The following is a 17735-nucleotide window of genomic DNA, read 5'->3' as shown; positions in this document are numbered from 1 at the left end:
CCGCTCAGGCATGGCGCGGCTGGCTAAGCAAGCGCACGGCGAGGCCACCCAGCACCAGGCCCATCAGCCAGCGCTGCACGGCCAGCCACAGGCGGTGGCGCCCGAACCAGCCGGCGATGCCCGCCGCCGACAGCGTGACCAGCAGGTTGATGCCGCCGCCGATGAGCACCTGCGTGGCGCCCAGCAGCAGGCTCTGCACCAGCACCGAACCGCCGTCCGGTGAGATGAACTGCGGCAGCACCGACAGGTAGAACACCGCGACCTTGGGGTTCAGGACGCTGGTCAGCAGGCCCATCGTGAACAGCTTGTGGGGCGATTGCGGCGGCAGGTCGCGCGCCTCGAAGGGCGAATGTGCGCCCGGCCGCAGCGCCTGCCAGGCCAGCCAGCCCAGATAGAGCGCGCCGCCGAACTTCAGCAGCTCGTAGCCCAGCGGCACGGCCATGAACAGCGCCGTCAGCCCGATGGACGCACACACCATGTGGACCGTGAAGCCCAGCACCACGCCCGTCCACGACAGCAGGCCTGCGTTGCGGCCCTGGCACAGCGAGCGCGACAGCAGGTAGACCATGTTGGGCCCGGGCGTGAGGGCCATCAGCAGCGCGGTGGCGGCAAAGACGAGGTGGCTGGACGGATCGGTCATGGCGTGGTGGGCAGGGCGGCGCGCATCATGGCAGCCCCCGGGGGCGCCTGACGAAACGCATGGCGCGGCTGTCGGGCGAGTTCAGCCGTCCGTCGGCTCGTGGCAGGCCACGCACAGCTTGTTGCCGTCCGGGTCGCGGAAATACGCGCCGTAGTAGTGCTCGTGGTACTGCGGGCGCAGGCCCGGCGGGCCGTCGCAGCGGCCCCCGTGGGCCAGCGCCGTGGCGTGAGCCGCGTCCACCTGCGCGCGGCGCGCGGCCAGCAGCGCCACCATCTGGCCGTTGCCGGGATGGTGCTCGCCCTCGAACGGCCGGCCCAGCAGCAGCAGCGGGCGCGGGCCTGGTGCGCTCTGCCATGCGGCCCAGGGGTGCGACGCGTCGCAGAAGCGTTCGGCGAGGCCCAGCCCGGCCATCAGCGGCCGGTAGAAGGCCAGGGCGCGCGTGAAGTCGTTTGTGGCGACAAAGACGTGGGAGAACATCGGCCGGCTCCGTCATGGGTGGCCCGTATCATGACCTGCGTGAGCGCCCCAGCAGACGACCTGCCCTCCCACATCGGCCGCTACCAGGTGCTCCGGCGCCTGGGCGAAGGCGCGACCAGCGACGTGTTCCTGGCGCGCGACCCGTTCCAGGGCCAGGATGTCGCCATCAAGCGCATGCGCACCTGGGCGCCCGCGCCGGACGCCCCGAACAGCGACTTCAGCAACCGCTTCTTCAGCGCCGAGGCAGCGCTGGCCGGCCGGCTGCATCACCCCAACGTCGTCGCCATCCTGGACGCCGTGGCCGAGGACGCGTCGCCGTACCTCGTCATGGAGTACGTGCCCGGCGTCACGCTCAAGCACTTCTGCCGCAGCGACCGCCTGCTGCCGCTGGATCAGATCGTCGAAATGGCCTTCAAGTGCGCGATGGCGCTGGGCTACGTCTACCGCCAGGGGCTCATCCATCGCGACGTGAAGCCTGCCAACCTGCTGGCGGTGCTGGACGCGTCGGGCCAGGTGGTGGACGTCAAGGTCAGCGACTTCGGCTCGGCGCTGAACCTGCATGCCGACTCCACGCAGATCCACCGCGTCGGCTCGCTGGCCTACATGCCGCCGGAGCAGATCGAGGGTGGCGACGTGGACTGCCGCGCCGACATCTACGCGCTGGGCGCCGTGCTGTACCACCTGATCGGCGGCCGCCCGCCGTTCGATGCGCCGCACCAGATGGCGCTGATGCACCAGATCTACCACCAGCCGCCGCTGCCGCTGATGGGCCAGCGCGAGGGCGTCACCGAGGCGTTGGACGCCGTCGTGCAGCGTGCGCTGGCCAAGGCGCCGCACGAGCGCTTCGCGACCTGGGACGCGTTTGCGCAGGCGCTGTCCAGCCTGGTGGCCACGCAGCAGGTACCGCTGAACCGGCTGGGCGAGGTGCGCGACTCGGAGCGCTTCAACATGCTGCGCGCACTGGAGTTCTTCGCCGAGTTCGGCGATGTGCAGCTGTGGGAGGTGGTGCGGCGCGCGCGCTGGAAGCGCTACCCGGAAGGCCATGCGCTGTTCAAGCGCGGGCAGGAGGGCAACAGCTTCCACATCATTGCGCAGGGCGAGGTGCAGGTGCACCGTGACAACCGAATCGTCGCCACGCTGGGTCAGGGCACCTCGGTGGGCGAGATGGCCTACCTGGCGCCGAACCCCGACCTGCGCCGCCACAGCACCGACATCAAGGTGACGCAGCCCTGCACGACGATCTGCTTCACGCCGGAGTCACTGGGCCAGCTCAGCCCGGAGTGCCAGCACCGCTTTGACCGCGCCTTCATCCGCGTGCTGGTGCGCCGCCTGCATGCGGCCCACGAGGCGCTGGCGCATCCGCGCCGCATCCTCTGATGGAATCTTGAGCCGCCGCGCGCGGCGTGCTGGAATCGACCCGCCCCTCACCCTCAGCAAGGAGTCATCCCGATGAAACACCTCACGCTCGCCATCGCCCTCGGCTGTGCTGCGCTGACCGCCCAGGCGGCCGACAAGGCGCCCACCGTGCAACAGTCCAAGATGGCCATCTGCAACAAAGATGCCGGCGACAAGAAGGGCGACGAACGCAAGGCCTTCATGAAGGAGTGCCTGTCCGCCAAGCCGTCAGACGGTGCAGCCAGCGCGGCGAGCAGCACGCCGCAGCAGCAGAAGATGAAGGCCTGCAATGCCGATGCCAAGGGCAAAGCGGGCGACGAGCGCAAGGCCTTCATGAAGGAGTGCCTCAGCGCCAAGGGCTGACTGTCGCCCTGGCCCTGCCCGGAAGCCACCTGCGGGTGGCTTCTTTCATGCGGGCTCAGAACTTGTAGCGGGCCTCGACGTAGTACTGGCGGCCCGAGGTGTCCACCTTCTGCGGCTCCAGCTCGCTGTAGCGGTACTGGCCGCGTGACGGGTTGGTCAGGTTGGTGCCGCTGAAGGACAGGCTCAAGCCCGGCATCACCGTGTAGTTCACGCTCAGCGCGACGTTGGTGACCGGGGCCTGGATGGTGGGCGCTGTGGGCATGGTGATGCCCTGCACCACCGACAGGCCCTGGCTGTTGGCCGTGGGTGCCGGCGCCGTCGTGCTGTTGACGTACTCGCTGCGGTAGTTCCAGGCCAGACGCACGCTGAACACCTCGTTCTCGAAGTAGCCCACCAGGTTGGCGCTCTTGCGCGAGGCGCCCACCATGGGCCGGCCGTCTTCCACATGGGTGTCGGCGTAGCTGAGGTTGGACTGCAGCCCGAAGCCGCCCCACACCGGCTGCTCCCAGCTCAGCTCAGCGCCGCGTATGCGCGCGCGCTGGTTGCTGGTGGTGTTGATGAAGTAGGTGCGCACGACGTTCTGGTTGTCCAGCAGGTCCACCGTCACGTCCTGGCGCACGGCGCCGGTCTTGGCGTAGTTGCGGATCATGGAGTCGAACACGCTCAGCACCAGGGCCGAGCGCTTGCTGTAGTACCAGCCCAGCGACAGGTCGGTGTTGGCCGAGGTCATGGGCTGCAGCTGCGCGTTCGGGCCGTTGACGGTGCAGCCCTGCGCGTTGCAGGCCTGGCTGGTGTAGCCCGCGCCGTAGATGTTGTAGTTCTGCCGGCCCAGCGTCTTGGACAGGCCCAGCCGCGCGATCCAGCCCGGCGCCACCTGCCAGCGCGCGTTCAGGCTGGGCAGGATGTGGTCGAACTGCTTGTGGCTGGGCACCTTGTAGTAGATCGTGCCGGTGTTGGGGTTGAAGGGCACGCCGTCGAAGTAGCTGGCACCGTCGCCGGCGGTCACGATGGCCGTCGGGAAGGCGGTGCAGGGCACGACGGGCTTGCCCGGCTCGATGCGCTGGCACAGGCCGGTGGGCACGGGCGTGGCGATCTGCGCGTCCACCACCGTGCGCGCGTAGCGCAGGCCGAGGTTGCCGCTCCAGGCGCCGTCGGCCGTCTCCAGGTTCTGCTGGAAGTACAGCGCCGACTGCTGTTCGCGCATCTCGATCTCGGCGGCCACGCGGCGCTCGAACTCGGGCGTCGTGGCCTTGGTGATGCCGTCGTAGAAGGAGCGCAGCACCTCGCGCGGGAAGTAGAAGCCGGTGTTCTCGAAGCCCGCCCCCAGGTCGGCGCCGAAGTCGCCCGGGTAGCTCGCGGCCTGCGAGGCATCGGGCGCCACCGTGGCCGAGCTCTTGAGCGCCGGCGCCGAGCGGCGGTGGTCGCGGCGGTGGTCGGCGTGGCGGAAGCCGAAGTCCAGCGTCTGGAAGATGCCGCTGTTCTGCTGGTACTCGGCGTCCAGCGCCAGGCTGCGTTCCTTGTCGATGGTCAGGTAGCGCGTGGGCACCGAGCGCGAGATCAGCCGGTAGCCGCTGCCGTCGGCGTTCAGCACTGGCTTACTGCCGTCACCGGCGCCCTGGTAGGCCCAGGTCGGCGCGTCGTTGACGCCCTGCAGCTCGAACGTGATGCCCGTGCCGTAGCGGGCGTAGGTGATGCCGCGGTCCTGGTCGGTCGTGCCCTCGCCGCGCGTGGTGCTGAACAGCGCCTTCACGGTCAGGTCGTTGCTGAGCTTGACCTTGGCGTCCAGGTCCAGGAAGCCGCTGCTGGCGCTGGCGCCGCTGCGGAAGAAGCCCTCCGAGTTGCCCACGTACTGCGGCGTGGTGCCGTTGGCAAAGGCAATGGTGCCACCGCGCAGCACCTTGATCTTGTGGCCGTAGATCGTTGTCTCTTCGACGATCTTGGGGTTCAGCAGAGACGCGTACACCCGCTGGCCGTTGGAGCTGGTGTTGGCCGCCGCGGCCGTGACCGCGCCGAAGGGCTCGGCCTTGCCCACCAGCATGGAGTACATCGCGCCCGAGGTCAGGCGGCCATAGTTGTCCGAGCTCATCTTGGACTGGAAGGCTGTCAGCCCCAGGTCCACGGCCTGCGTGGGGCGCCACTGCACCGACACCATGCCGCCCTTGCGGTCGCGCACGCCTTCGACGAACTCGGTGGACATGCTGCCCGGCAGCCGCACGCCGTTCAGGTCGGCGGCCGTATAGCCGGTGCCGGCCAGCGACGCGTTGGTGATGCCCAGCATGGTGGACGTGTTGATGACGTCCCAGCCGCTGCTGGCGCCGTACGCGAAGCGCGAGGCCGAGTCGCGGCGCACGTAGCGCTTCTCGGCGAACACCTGGCCGATGATGCCCAGCCGGTTGTCGTCGCTCTTCCAGTTCAGGCTGGCATTGAGCTGCGGGCTGGTCTTGTTGGGCAGCGTGGCGTGCACCGCGCCCACGCTGACGACGCCGCCGAAGGACGCCTTGGCATCCAGCGGCTTGCGCGTCGTCACGTTGACGGTGCCGGCCAGGCCGCCGTCCAGGATGTTGGCCTGCGAGGTCTTGTAGACCGTGGCCGAGTTCAGCACCGAGCTGGGCATCAGGCTCAGCGACGTGGAGCGGCTGCTGGAGGTCTGGTCGGAGACGTACCAGTCGCCACCGCTGACCGTGTGGCCGTTGAACAGGATCAGCGTCATGTCCGGGTTGGTGCCGCGCATGGACACCTTTTCGGCCTCGTCGTAGTCGGTGCGCACGGCCACGCCGGCCAGGCGCTGCAGCGAGTCGGCCAGGTTCTTGTCGGGCATCTTGCCCACGTCCTCGGCGGTGATGACCTCGACGTTGGCCGAGGCCTCGCGCTTGGCGGTCAGCGAGGCCTCAGTGGACGCGCGGATGCCGGTGACGACGACCGCCTCCAGCGACTGCTTGGCCTTGTTGTCCGCCGCGCGGGCAGGCGCGGCCTGCTGTGCGAGCGCGGCGCCCTGCAGCGACAGCAGCAGGCTCGCCAGGCCGCAGGCGATGGGAGTGGGCTGGAATTTCATGCGCGTGATCCTCGTTTTGCCGAATGCGAGGATTCTTGTGACGCCGGCCACGCCGGGTCAGAGGTCAAGCGCGTGAAATCAGCGCCGCCGCAACAGTCGGCGCATCACGGAATGGGCGCCGGGCATGTGCGGCGGTTATAGGGCGTGGCAGGCCACGCGCCGGCCGTCGAGTTCGCGCAGGGTGGGCGCCTCCTCGCCACAGCGCTCGGTGGCCAGCGGGCAGCGCTTGTGGAAGCTGCAGCCCGAGGGCGGGTTCAGCGGGCTGGGCAGCTCGCCGTGGATGACGATGCGCTCGCGCCGGTCGGCCGCGCGCAGCGCCGGTGTGGCGCTCATCAGCGCCCGCGTGTAGGGGTGCAGCGGGCGCGCGAACAGCGTCGCCTTGGGCCCCACCTCCACGGCCGCGCCGAGGTACATCACCATCACCTCGTCGGCCACATGCTGCACCACCGACAGGTTGTGCGAGATGAACACATAGCCGGTGCCGAACTCGTCCTGCAGGTCCATGAACAGGTTCAGGATCTGAGCCTGGATGGACACGTCCAGCGCGCTGACCGGTTCGTCCGCGACCACGATGCCGGGGTTCAGCACCATGGCCCGCGCGATCGCGATGCGCTGCCGCTGGCCGCCCGAGAACATGTGGGGATAGCGTCGCAGATGCTCGGCGCGCAGACCCACCTTGGCCGCCAGCGCCTCGACGCGCTCCTGGCGCTCGCCGGCCGACAGCGGCGTGTTGATCAGCAGCGGCTCGGCCAGCGTCGTCGCGATGGTCTTGCGCGGGTTCAGCGACGCGAACGGGTTCTGGAACACCATCTGCACGTCGCGGCGCAGCGCCTGCAGCGTGGCCTTGTCGGCCGTGGCGGCATCGGTGCCGCGGATCTTGAGTGACCCCCGCGAGGGCGGCTCGATCAGCGTGAGCTGCCGCGCCAGCGTGCTCTTGCCGCAGCCAGACTCACCGACGACGGCCAGCGTCTTCTTCGGCGCCAGCGTGAAGCTCACGCCGTTGAGCGCCTTCACGGTGGCCTTGGGCTTGAACAGGCCACGGCTGACGCTGTAGTGGCGCGCCAGGTCGGTGGCTTCGAGCAGGAGTTCGGTCATGCGGCCTCCACCGCGGCATCCACCGGGAAGAGGCAGCGCACGCCGGCCTGCAGCGCCGGACGCTCGGCGTGGCAGCGGGCCTGCACGCGCGGGCAGCGCGGGCTGAGCAGGCAGCCGGTGGGGCGGTCCAGCGCGCCGGGCACGATGCCGGGCAGAGCGGACAGGCGCCGGGCGCCCGCGCTGTGCTCGGGGATCGCGGCCAGCAGCGCGTTTGTGTACGGGTGGCGCGGCGCCTCGAACAGCGCCGGCACCGGGCCTGTCTCGACGATCTGGCCGGCGTACATCACTGCCACGCGCTGGGCCATCTCGGCAATCACGGCGAGATCGTGCGTGATCATGATGAGCCCCATGCCCTGCTCGCGCTGCAGCTTCAGCAGCAGCGCCATGATCTGGGCCTGGATGGTCACGTCCAGCGCAGTGGTGGGCTCGTCGGCGATCAGCAGCTTCGGGCCGCAGGCGATGGCCATCGCGATCATCACGCGCTGGTTCATGCCGCCGGAGAGCTGGTGCGGGTAGGCACTGGCTCGGTTGGCGGCGTCGGGGATCTCGACCAGCTCCAGCAGTTCGACGACTCGCTGCCGGGCCGCCTTGCTGCCAAGGCCGAGGTGGGTCTTGAGCACCTCGGCGATCTGGGCGCCGACGGTGTAGCTGGGGTTGAGGCTGGTCAGCGCGTCCTGGAACACCATGGCCACGTCGCGGCCGATGAGGCGGCGGCGTTCGCGCGGGGTGAGCTTCAGCAGGTCCTGGCCATGGAATTCGATCGCGTCTGCCGTCACCTTGCCCGGCGCGTCGATGAGGCCCATCAGCGCGAGCATGGTGACGGACTTGCCGGAGCCGGATTCACCGACGATGCCCAACAGTTCGCCCGCGTCGAGTTGCAGGTCGACGCCGTCGACAGCGGGGAAGTTGCCGAACGTGACGCGGAGGTTCTTGATGTGGAGGAGGCTCATCGCTGCTGGATGTTGGTGGCGAGGCCCATGCCGGGGCGAACTCCCGGCATGGGCCTGGGCGGTAGGCAAGCGCAACGAAGAAGCATCACGCCACCTTCTTCAACTTCGGATCCAGCGCATCGCGCAGCCCGTCGCCCATCAGGTTGATGGCCAGCACGGTGACGAGGATCGTCAGCCCCGGCAACGTCACCACCCACGACGCGCGCGTGATGTAGTCGCGCGCCGCCGACAGCATCGTGCCCCACTCGGGCGTGGGTGCCTGCACGCCCAGGCCCAGGAAGCCCAGGCCGGCTGTCTCCAGGATGGCCGATGAAAAGCTCAAAGTCGCGTTGACGATCAACGGTGCCATGCAGTTGGGCAGCACGGTGATGAACATCAGCCGCCACACGCCGGCACCAGCCACGCGGCTGGCCGTCACGTAGTCGCGGCCGATCTCGGCCAGCGCCGCCGCGCGCGTCAACCGCACATAGCCCGGCAGCGCGCCGATGGCGATGGCGATGACCGTGTTGACGAGGCCCGGGCCCAGGATGGTGATGACGCAGATGGCCAGAAGCAGCGCCGGCAGCGCCAGCACGATGTCCATCACGCGCATGATGGCTGGCGACAACCAGCGCTGGAAGAACGCCGCCAGCAGCCCCAACAGCACGCCCGGCAGCAGCGACAGCGCCACCGCCGCCAGGCCGATGCCCAGCGACACGCGGCCGCCGTGCAGCAAGCGGCTCAGCATGTCGCGACCCAGCTCGTCGGTACCCAGCAGGAAGCGTGTGCTGCCGCCCTCGGCCCAGACGGGCGGCGTCAGCATGTGGTCGCGGTACTGCTCGATGGGGTCGTGCGGTGCGATCAGCGGCGCGAACAGCGACGCTCCGGCGATCAGCGCGAACACCACCAGCGCGGCAAAGGCGCCTCGGTTGGCGGTGAAGCCCTGCCAGAACTCGCGCAGCGGGCCGGGCGGGTGTGCTTCGGTCACCAGGGTGCTCATCAGTGGCCACCTCCGCGTATGCGCGGGTTCACCACGCCGTACAGCACGTCCACCACCAGGTTCACGCCGATGAAGGTCAGCGCCGAGATCAGGATGCCGGCCTGCACCACGGGATAGTCGCGCCGCGCGATGGAGTCGATCAGCCATTTGCCGATGCCGGGCCAGCTGAAGATGGTCTCGGTCAGCACCGCGCCAGCCAGCAGGCTGCCGGTCTGTAGGCCCACCACTGTCAGCACCGGGATCAGTGCGTTGCGCAGCGCATGCACGACGACCACGCGCGTCGGAGACAGGCCCTTGGCGCGGGCCGTGCGCACATAGTCCTCGCGCAGCACTTCCAGCATCGACGAGCGCGTCATGCGTGCGACGACGGCCAGCGTACTCGTGCCCAGCACCAGCGCCGGCAGGATGAGGTGCATCAGCGCCGAGGTGAACGCGCCTTCCTCGTCGCTCAGCGCCGCGTCGATCAGCATGAAGCCGGTCACGCGCGGCGGATCGAACTCGATGCCGATGCGGCCGCTCACCGGCGTCCAGCCCAGCTGCACGCTGAAGAACATGATGAGGATCAGCCCCCACCAGAACACCGGCATGGAGTAGCCGATGGTGGCCGTGCCCATGACGCCCTGGTCCAGCAACGAGCCGCGCTTGAGGCCCGCGCTGACGCCCAGCAGCAGGCCCAAGCCGACCGCGAAGATCAGCGCGGCCGCGGCCAGTTCCACCGTCGCCGGGAACAGCGCGACGAACTCTTTGGCCACCGGCTCACGGCTGACCAGGCTCTCGCCCAGGTCACCTTGCAAAAGCTTGCCCACGTAGTCCGCGTACTGCACCGGCAGCGGCTGATCCAGCCCCATGCGCTTGACAAGGGCGGCGTGGGTCTCGGCGTCGAGCTGGCGCTCGCCCATCATGACCTCGATGGGGTCGCCGGGAACCAGGCGGATCAGGCCGAACGCTACTAGCGTGATGCCGATCAGCGTCGGCACCAGCGTGGCCAGGCGCTTGAGCAGAAAGCCCAGCATCACCAGCGCGAGGTGTAGGGGCGTGTCTCGCCCTCGCCCGCGCCCTTCACGCGCATCAGCGCGGGCGTGGCGGCCACGTCGATCAGTGCAGCCGTCTCGGCGTCCACGGTGCCGGAGATGTCGCGCGGCCGGTACTTCATCTGGAAGGTGGACACCACTTCTTTCGTCAGCGTGTCCATCTGGCCCGAGCGCGACACGTTGTAGCCGATGCGCGTCAGCCGCTCCTGCAGCCACGCCACGTCACGCGGCGCCACCTCGTGCTCCAGCGTCTTCACAAGCACGGCGGGGCCGTCCGGCCAGGGGATGAGGCCGGCGTCAGCCAGCTGCTTCCACGGGAAGTTGGGGCCGGGATCCTGCTTGCGGCCGGGCGCGATGTCGGCGTGGCCGATGATGCGTTCGGGGCGCACGTTGTGGCGCTTCTGGATGTCGCGCACCAGCGCGATGACTTCGTCGATCTGCGCCTGAGGGAAGGGCGCGTAGACGCGGCCGCCCGGGCCGTCCACATAGCCGGCGTTGACGATCTCGATGCCGATGGACGAGGAATTCAGGTTGCTGTGCCCGGCCCAGAAGCTGGCGCCCGCGTGCCAGCTGCGGCGGTTCTCGTCCACCAGCGCGTAGCTGATGGCCGGGTTGTCGCGCACCAGGTAGTGGCTGGAGACCTGGCCGCCGGTAGTCAGCACGCGCAGCGACTTCTCCCAGTCCAGCACCGTGTAGTGCAGCACGATGAAGAGGCTGCGACTGTCCTGGTTCTGCGAGGTGTGGCTGCGGTCGATCTGCGGCGCGCGAATCTCGCCGCTGGCGCTGCGCAGCGGCGGGGGCGGCGTGGCGGGGGCGGCGGCACCGGTCTGGGCGGGCGCTGAGGGCGAGGGCGGCGGGCTGGCGCAGGCGGCCAGCAGCAGGGCCAGCGCGGCGGCAAGGACGCGGGAGGGGGCGGTCATGGGGCTGGATTGTTGCAGCGCCCACCGCCTGCCCGGCCCCGGGCCGGCCCGCAGCAGCCATGCGCGCCGGCCGGGTGGGTATGAGCGCAGGTGATGGCCGGGCCGCAGCCTCGGGCTGCTCAATGCAGCCCGGCCAGCAGCTGCGCCTGCTCGGCGGGCCACAGCCCCGGCGCGCGGGCCAGCAGCGGTGCCACCTGGGCGGGGTCGATGTCGTGCAGGCTTTGCGCCAGTGCCTGCCATGCCTGGCGGCGGCGGTCGGGGTCGGCAATGCGGGCCACCAGGTCCAGCGCCTCCAGCGGCGCATGGCGGGCCAGTTCGTCGCCGCTGGCGTGGCGGGCCAGGGCCTCGTCCAGCGCGGGTTGCGGGCCTTGCGAGCGCAGCCAGTCGCGCGCGGCCGGGCCGTCCTGCGCAGCCCAGCGCGCCCAGCCGTCGGCCAGCAGCGCGCCGCGCGCCTCACCGGCCGGCAGCATGCTGGCGAACACGGTGGCTGTGCGGGCATCCTGCTGCAGCCAGCGGTCGTGCAGCGGCGCCAGCAGGCCGGCCTGGCCCGGTGTGGCCTGGGCCCAGCGCGCGGCCTGGTCGGGCGCGGTCTCGGCCCAATGGGCGAGCAGTGGCTGCAGCAGCCGCTCGCGGGTGTCGGCGTCCAGCGGCGCGCGGGCCAGCGCCTGTACGGCCAGCGGGTGCTGGCGCCGCTGGGCCCAGTGGGCCAGCAGCTGTTCGTACAGTGGCAGCGCCAGCGCGGGCTGGCGGGCAGCCAGGGCCTCCAGCGCCGGCAGCGCGGCGGCCGGGTCGCGCGCCAGCTGCTCGCGCAGCGCGGGCAGGCCCAGGTCTGGGGCGGCCGGCGCGGCGGTGGCGGCCAGCGGCGCCGCCGCGGGCGCCGGCTTGAAGACGTGCAGCAGCGGCGCCGCCGCCGCCGCCTCGGCCGCAGGCACTGTGGGCGCAGGCGCCGGCCGCAGCACCAGCGCCGCGAGAGCGGTGCCGGTCGCCACCAGCCCCCAGGCCAGCGGGCGCAGGGCGCTCACTTGAACACGCAGGCGCGGGCGATGTTGCTGGCGTTGGTGTCCTTGACCGGCTCGTTGCCCGAGCCCGTGCCCACGAAGGCGTCGCACTTGGCCTTGGAGCCGCTGTAGACCAGGTCGGTGATGGTGGCCACGTCGTACTTGCCGGCGATGCCCGACTTGCTGTCGTAGCTGCTGTTCACGCCCACGCCGGACGAGTTCACCGTGCCCAGGCGCACGCCGGTCACCGTGATCTTGCGGGCGTACTGCGTGGAGCAGTTGCCACAGGAGCGGGCCAACTTGCCGATGTTGTCGGCGTAGAAGTCCTGGATCACCAGCGTGCCGTCGCTGTTGTGCTGGAACAGCTTGTCGGCCGCCTTGAAGGCCGCGCCGCCGCTGATGGTCAGCTTGCTGGTCACGCCGCTGAGCTTGCGCACCGTGGCGCCGTCCTCGCCCACGTCGGCCCAGTACACATTGGTGATGTTGCAGACGCCGTAGCAATGCACGCCGTCAGCGCCGCCGGCGGCCAGGTTGGTGCCGCTGCCCAGCGAGCCGTCGCCGATGACGACGTTCTTCACCGTCGCGCCGTTGTTCAGCTTGAACATCGGGATCTGGCTCTCGCTCTGCGTACCCTTCATGTTGGACGCCGTGCCCACCAGGCAGACCCATTTGCCGTACTTGGCCACGCCGTCCCAGGTCGTGCCGGCAGGCACGTCGATGGTGGCGCTGACGTTGACCTTGGTGCAGGCCGGCACCGTGCGCACGCCGGGCGCGGCCGCCGCGCTGCCGGCGGCAGCCACCAGGGCCAGCGCCACCACACCGCGCCACAGGCGGCGCGCCATCAGGAATCCGTTCATGTCTTGTCTCCAGTCGTTGCTTGTTGTGTGACTTCACGGCCACGGGCGTGGCCGCGGCTCGGCACGCGGGCGTCTGGGCAATGAGCGACGGATCAGGGCAAGGCGGGGGAGGTGAACAGCGGCTCCGGCCCGTCAGGCGCTGACGGTCGAGATGTCCAAAACGGCGTGTTGCGCCGAACGAAACGTAATTTCGTATTTTCGGAACGCAGTTCCAATTGGTAGTTGCCTGAGGCTGCTTGCAGGCTCGGCGCCCGCCGTCGCCCTCAGCGCTTGCGCGCCGCCGGCTTGCGGGCGACCGCCTTGGCCGGCGCCATGCGGGCTGGCGCGCGCGTGCCGCGGGCGTGCTTGTCGTCGGCGGCGGCAGGTTGCAGCGGCGCCAGCGCGGCCAGCGTGTCGAGCTGGGTCAGCAGGCGCTGCAGGTAGTCGGGCGCCAGGGCTTGCAGCTGCTGCAGCGCGCGCGTCACCAGCACCTGGCTGTTCAGCGGGCCCAGGTGCTCGGGCACCGGCGCGCTGACCTCGGCCATGCGCTGTGCGGTGCGCAGCTGGCGCCAGGTGCGCTGGTGGGCGGCCACGGTGCGCAGCTCGCCGCCGCCGGGCGCCTGGCTGTGCAGCAGCGCCAGCAGCGCGGTCAGCGGGCTGGGTGTGGGGACGGCGGCGGCGGCGCGGGCCGGCGGGCCGGCTGGCGCGGCTTCGGCGCGCTGCAGCAGCCGGGCCACCAGCCGCGCACGCAGTGCGCCGGGCGGCAGCGCGGCGGCGCGGCGCGCTAGGCCGTCCAGCACGCGCCGCTGCACCGGGTCACCGGCCAGCAGGTCGGTGCGCGCCTGCAGCCAGGCTAGCGGATCGCGCAGCGCGTCGTCCATGCTCAGCGGGCCGTGGCTGAAGCGGGCGCCGAGGCGGCGGCGGCCCCGGCGCGCTGGGGGCGCGGCGTGGGGGCGATCTCCACGCGCCGGTTCAGCGCGCGGCCGGCCGCGTCGTCGTTGGAGGCGACCGGCTGCTGCGGCCCGAAGGCGGCCGCGAACACCGCGTCTGGCGGCAGGCCCTCGGCAGTCAGCACGCGCATGACGGTCAGCGCGCGCTGGGCCGACAGCTCCCAGTTGTCGGCGAACTGCCCGGTCACCACGGCGCGGTCATCGGTGAAGCCGCTGACCATCAGGGCCTCGTCGCGTTGCGCGAGGTAGCTGCGCAGCGGCCCCGCGAGCCGCTTGAGCAGGGCCCGGCCGTCGCCATGCAGCTCGGCAGAGCCGGTGGCGAACAGCACCGCGCCGCTGATGCCGATGCGGCCCTCGGCCAGCGTGATCAGCCCGGCCTTCAGCGACTCGGCCAGCGGCCCCGCCAGCGCCTGCTCCAGCGCCTCGCGCCGGGCCTGCTCGGCCTCGCGCTGGGCCACCTCGGCCTGCAGCTGGTGGGCGAGGTCCAGCTGGCCCACCAGCGCGGCGGCCAGCACCAGCACGAAGGCGCCCAGCACGCCGGCCATCAGGTCGCCGAAGGCGGCCCAGGCCGGCGCGCTCAGGCCGTCGGCCGGGGCGTCGTGCTCCAGGTCCAGCGGCTCATCCATGGGTGCCCGCCGTGTTCTGCAGCGCGTCCAGCACGGCCTTCTGCGAGCCCAGGCACAGGTCGATGACCTCGCGCGCCTGCGCCACGTAGTAGCTCAGCTGCTCGTCGCTGCGCGTCAGCGTGGCGCCCAGGCGTTCCTCCAGGGCGGCCAGGTGCTGCACCAGCTGCGCGTTGGCGCCCTGGAACTGCGCGACCGCCGTGCCGAAGCCCTCGCCCAGGCTGCCCATCTCGGCGGCGCTGGCGGCCATCGTGGTGACGGCGTCCGACAGCGCTTGGCCGGTGGCGCCGGCCTGCTCGGTGAAGCGCTGGCCCAGGCTCTCCAGCTGCGTGGCAGAGCTGCCCATCAGCGTGTGTACCTGCGTGGCAGTGCCGGCCAGCAGCGTCTCCACCTGGCCGGCGGCGCCCTGCAGCAGCGCGTCCACTTTGGCGGCGGCGCCGTCCAGCAGCGTGCCGACCTGGGCCGACGTGCCGCCCACCAGCGTGTCCACGCGGCCGGCAGCGCCCGCCAGCAGCGCGTCCAGCGCGGCGCGCTGTTCGCCCGCGGCCTGCTGCAGCGAGGCCAGCAGCGTGGAGACGGTCTGCATCAGCTCGGCGCGCTCGGCGAGCGCGGCGCGGTCCTGGGCCTGGCTCTGGGCCAGCTGCTCGCGCAGCGCGGCCACCACCTCCACGGCAGCGCGCGGCGCCTCGCCGGCCGCCTGCAGCAGGGCGCCGGCCTCGCTAAGCGTGGTCTTGGCCTGGGCCTCGGCCTGCGCGACGAGGTCGCGCGTGTGCTGCAGCAGGCCGTCGGCCAGCTGCTGTTGCTGCGCCAGCTGCGTGGCGCCGGCGGCTTGCAGCTCGTGGCGCCAGGCGGCCAGTCGCTCGGCATCGTGGCTGGCGTGGGCCGTCTGCAGCTGGTTGTGGGCGGCGGCGATGGCGGAGATGGCGGCCTGCGTCTGCGCGGTGAAGCCGGCTGTCAGCTCGGTCAGCGCGTCCTGCGCCCGCTGGCCGCTGGCAGTGAGCAACTGGTGAGCGGCGTCGTGCTGGGCGGCAAGCAGGCGCTCGTTGGCCTCGCGCTGCGCGGCCAGGGCCTCGGCCTCGGCGCGTGCCTCGGCCCGGGCTTGGGCATCCAGCTCGGCCTGCAGCGCGGCGTGGCGTGTCTGGGTGTCGGCAATGCGGTCCAGCAGGTCCTGCGTCTGCGTCGCGAAGCCGGTGGTCAGCGCGGTCAGCGCGTCCTGCGCACGGGCGCCGCTGTCGGCCAGCAAGGCCTGCGCGGCCTCGCGCTGGGCGGCCAGCAGGCGTTCGTTGGCGCTGCGCTCGTCGGCCAGCGCCTGGCGCTCGGCCAACAGCGCGGCGCGGGCCTGCTCGGCCTGCGCCGCCTGCGCGGCTTGCTGGCGGGCCTGGTGCTCGGCCAGGCGCTCGAACAGGGCCTGCGCCTGCGCGGCCAGCCGCTCGGACGCATCGGCCAGCGCTTGCTGGGTGGCGCTGCGCTGCTGGGCCAGCGCGTCGGCCTGCTGGCGCAGCACGTCGGCGCGCTCGGCATCTGCCTGGGCCTGGGCGGCCTGCTGGCGGCCGGCGGCCTCGGCCAGCGCGGCCAGCAGCGTCTGCGCGGCGGCGTCCTGCTGCTGGGCCAGGCGATCAACGGCCTGTTGCGTGGCGCTGCCGGTGTCAGCCAGCAGCTGGTCATGTGCCTCGCGCTGGCGGGCCAGCGCGTCGGCCTGGGCGGTGGCGGCAGCCTCGCCCTGCTGGGCGATGCGTTCGGCGCCGGCCTCGAAGCGTTGGGCCAGCGTGCCCAGTTGTTCGCCCACTTGCGTGCCCACGCGCTCATGCAGCGCGGCAGCCTCGCGGGCGATGCCGGCCATCACCGCCTCGGCGGCGGGCTGGATGGCGGCGCCGGCAAGGCGGGCGCTCTCGGTGAGGCTCTGGCGCAGCGTGGCGTCCACGTTGGCAGCCAGCGCGGTGTAGGCCGCGTGGGTGTTGGTGTGGAAGCGGTCGTTCTGCGCGGCCAGCTGGCCGGCCACCTGCTGGGCGAACTGCTGCAACTGGTCCACCAGCGCCTGCTGCTGCTGGCGCGTGGCCTCAGCGGCAGCCGCGGCGGCCGCCTGCTGGGCCTGCTCGCGGCGGTGCGCGGCGGTCAGCGGGCGCAGCGGGCCCAGCAGTGCGCTGTCCAGCAGCGCCACGGCGGCGGCGCGCTCGCGTCGTGCCAGCGCCACCATCAGGCCCAGCATGGCCGAGCCGGCCACGCCGGCCACGCTGGCGCTGAAGGCCAGGCCCAGGCCCTGCACGGGCGCGCCCAGGGCGGTGCGCAGCGCGGCGAGGTCGGCCGATGCGCCCAGCGCCGAGGCCGTACTGCCCAGTGTCAGCACCAGGCCGATGAAAGTGCCCAGCATGCCCAGCAGCACCAGCAGACCGGCCAGGGCAGGCGCCAGGGCCAGGCCCGGCAGCGTGACGCGCAGGCCGTCCAGCCGCTGCTGCACGGCGGCCTGCAGCGCGGCGGGCACGCGGGCCGGGAAGTCGTCGCCCGTCAGCGCCTCGCGCAGCGCGCGGCTGGCGCGGCGGAAGGCGGTCAGCTCCCACACGCCTACGGCAAAGAAGGCGGCGATCAGCAGCGTCATCGCCAGCGCCACCGGGTGGTGGCGCGCGGCGGACAGCGCCGCGCCGGCAATGGCCGCGAGGCCGGAGGCCAGGGCGAGGGGGTAGAGGGCGGTCAGGAAGCGGTTCATGGGGAGTCGGCCTGGTGCAGCGCCTCAAGGGAGTCCATGAGGCCCAGCACCGGTTGGAGTCGGAGGTCCAGCTCGGCCCGCAGCAGGCGCTGCAGGTCGGCCCAGAAGGGGTGGCGCCAGCCGCGCGCATCGGCGGCGTGGTGGGCCTCGGCGCGGCGCGTTAGCAGCGTGGCCAGGCCGGCCAGCGCCTGTTTTTCGGCGGCCAGTGTGGCGTGCTCGATGACGGCATCCAGCTGCGCCAGCCTCATGCCGGTGCCCGAAGCGTCGGCCAGGTGCGGGCGCAGTCGCTCGCGCAGCGTGGCGATGCGGGCGGCCATCAGGCGCTGCTGCTGCGCGTGGTGCAGCCGGAACGGCGCCAGCAAGTCGGCCAGCGACACGCCGTCGGGCGCGGGCTCGGCGGCGTCGCGGGCCAGTAGGGCGTCGTCGAAGGCGTTGGCGAGGTCGCTGTGTAGACGCTCCAGCGCGGCGGCCGCCCAGCGGCGCGCCTCCTCGGCCGCCGCGGCGTTGACGCCGCTGGCCGGTGGCGTGGCCAGCACCTGCGACAGCCCGATCGCGTCCGCCCAGCCCAGCCAGCCGCCCAGGCGCGGCGCCACCGGCGTGGCCGGCACCGGCGCGACGCCCCATTGCAGCAGCAGCCGGGCCAGCGGCTCGGGGGCTGTGGAAGGGGGGGAGGCTTGCATGCGGGCGACGGTCGCGCACACGGGTCGCGCGCGAGGAAAAAGGGC

16 protein-coding genes are annotated in these 17735 nt (G+C 71.7%); 2 read left to right on the top strand and 14 right to left on the bottom strand.

Translation table 11 applies throughout. The annotated features are described in order from the left end of the window. Positions 1-4: 4 nt before the first annotated feature. Together ACG0Z3_RS16680 and ACG0Z3_RS16675 are read right to left on the bottom strand one after the other, a co-directional pair. A complete protein-coding gene (locus tag ACG0Z3_RS16680; protein WP_394399444.1) occupies positions 5-640 on the bottom strand; it encodes a LysE family translocator in 636 nt (211 codons plus the stop codon). A gap of 81 nt (positions 641-721) precedes the next feature. Continuing rightward, entirely contained in the window at positions 722-1117 is a 396-nt protein-coding gene (locus tag ACG0Z3_RS16675; protein ID WP_394399442.1) for a VOC family protein, read from the bottom strand. A 39-nt stretch (positions 1118-1156) separates the two neighbouring features. Here ACG0Z3_RS16675 and ACG0Z3_RS16670 point away from each other — a divergent pair, with 39 nt between their 5' ends. After that, positions 1157-2494 (top strand): serine/threonine-protein kinase, encoded by a 1338-nt coding sequence (locus ACG0Z3_RS16670; protein WP_394399440.1) that lies wholly within the window; start codon positions 1157-1159, stop codon positions 2492-2494. 72 nt (positions 2495-2566) lie between these two features. Continuing rightward, positions 2567-2875, top strand: coding sequence for a PsiF family protein (locus ACG0Z3_RS16665; RefSeq protein WP_394399438.1), 309 nt, complete (start codon positions 2567-2569; stop codon positions 2873-2875). Between the two features lie 55 nt (positions 2876-2930). Here ACG0Z3_RS16665 and ACG0Z3_RS16660 read toward each other — a convergent pair whose 3' ends face one another. The 12 genes from ACG0Z3_RS16660 to ACG0Z3_RS16605 all read right to left on the bottom strand — a co-directional run bounded on the left by ACG0Z3_RS16660 (position 2931) and on the right by ACG0Z3_RS16605 (position 17690). Then, positions 2931-5927 (bottom strand): TonB-dependent receptor, encoded by a 2997-nt coding sequence (locus ACG0Z3_RS16660; protein ID WP_394399436.1) that lies wholly within the window; start codon positions 5925-5927, stop codon positions 2931-2933. Positions 5928-6062: 135 nt separating this feature from the next. Next, positions 6063-7022, bottom strand: coding sequence for a peptide ABC transporter ATP-binding protein (locus ACG0Z3_RS16655; protein ID WP_394399434.1), 960 nt, complete (start codon positions 7020-7022; stop codon positions 6063-6065). After that, positions 7019-7972: an ABC transporter ATP-binding protein gene (locus tag ACG0Z3_RS16650; RefSeq protein ID WP_394399432.1), complete on the bottom strand. Its 954-nt coding sequence runs from the start codon at positions 7970-7972 to the stop codon at positions 7019-7021. The genes ACG0Z3_RS16655 and ACG0Z3_RS16650 overlap by 4 nt, the downstream gene beginning before the upstream one ends. A gap of 85 nt (positions 7973-8057) precedes the next feature. Then, the gene (locus ACG0Z3_RS16645) at positions 8058-8951 is read right to left on the bottom strand and encodes an ABC transporter permease subunit (protein ID WP_394399431.1); all 894 of its coding nucleotides are present in this window, start codon (positions 8949-8951) and stop codon (positions 8058-8060) included. After that, a complete protein-coding gene (locus tag ACG0Z3_RS16640) occupies positions 8951-9964 on the bottom strand; it encodes an ABC transporter permease (RefSeq protein ID WP_394399428.1) in 1014 nt (337 codons plus the stop codon). Before ACG0Z3_RS16640 ends, ACG0Z3_RS16645 begins: the two co-directional genes overlap by 1 nt. Then, entirely contained in the window at positions 9964-10902 is a 939-nt protein-coding gene (locus tag ACG0Z3_RS16635; protein WP_394399426.1) for an N-acetylmuramoyl-L-alanine amidase, read from the bottom strand. Before ACG0Z3_RS16635 ends, ACG0Z3_RS16640 begins: the two co-directional genes overlap by 1 nt. Before the next feature lie 119 nt (positions 10903-11021). Next, positions 11022-11924: a hypothetical protein gene (locus ACG0Z3_RS16630; protein WP_394399424.1), complete on the bottom strand. Its 903-nt coding sequence runs from the start codon at positions 11922-11924 to the stop codon at positions 11022-11024. Next, positions 11921-12757, bottom strand: a complete 837-nt coding sequence (locus ACG0Z3_RS16625; protein ID WP_394399422.1) for a pectate lyase — start codon at positions 12755-12757, stop codon at positions 11921-11923. Before ACG0Z3_RS16625 ends, ACG0Z3_RS16630 begins: the two co-directional genes overlap by 4 nt. Positions 12758-13020: 263 nt before the next feature. Then, a complete protein-coding gene (locus ACG0Z3_RS16620) occupies positions 13021-13617 on the bottom strand; it encodes a DUF2894 domain-containing protein (RefSeq protein ID WP_394399420.1) in 597 nt (198 codons plus the stop codon). A 2-nt stretch (positions 13618-13619) separates the two neighbouring features. Further along, positions 13620-14312, bottom strand: a complete 693-nt coding sequence (locus ACG0Z3_RS16615) for an OmpA family protein (protein ID WP_394399418.1) — start codon at positions 14310-14312, stop codon at positions 13620-13622. Continuing rightward, positions 14305-17010 carry a coiled-coil domain-containing protein gene (locus ACG0Z3_RS16610; protein WP_394399416.1) on the bottom strand — a complete coding sequence of 902 codons (2706 nt, stop codon included), beginning with the start codon at positions 17008-17010 and terminating at the stop codon, positions 14305-14307. The genes ACG0Z3_RS16615 and ACG0Z3_RS16610 overlap by 8 nt, the downstream gene beginning before the upstream one ends. Further along, positions 17007-17690: a DUF3348 family protein gene (locus ACG0Z3_RS16605; RefSeq protein ID WP_394399414.1), complete on the bottom strand. Its 684-nt coding sequence runs from the start codon at positions 17688-17690 to the stop codon at positions 17007-17009. The genes ACG0Z3_RS16610 and ACG0Z3_RS16605 overlap by 4 nt, the downstream gene beginning before the upstream one ends. Positions 17691-17735: the final 45 nt, after the last annotated feature.

It is taken from the genome of Pelomonas margarita (genome assembly GCF_043555875.1).
GTDB classification, from domain to species: Bacteria; Pseudomonadota; Gammaproteobacteria; order Burkholderiales; family Burkholderiaceae_C; genus Pelomonas; species Pelomonas margarita.
This window is presented reverse-complemented; position numbering and strand designations above follow the sequence as displayed.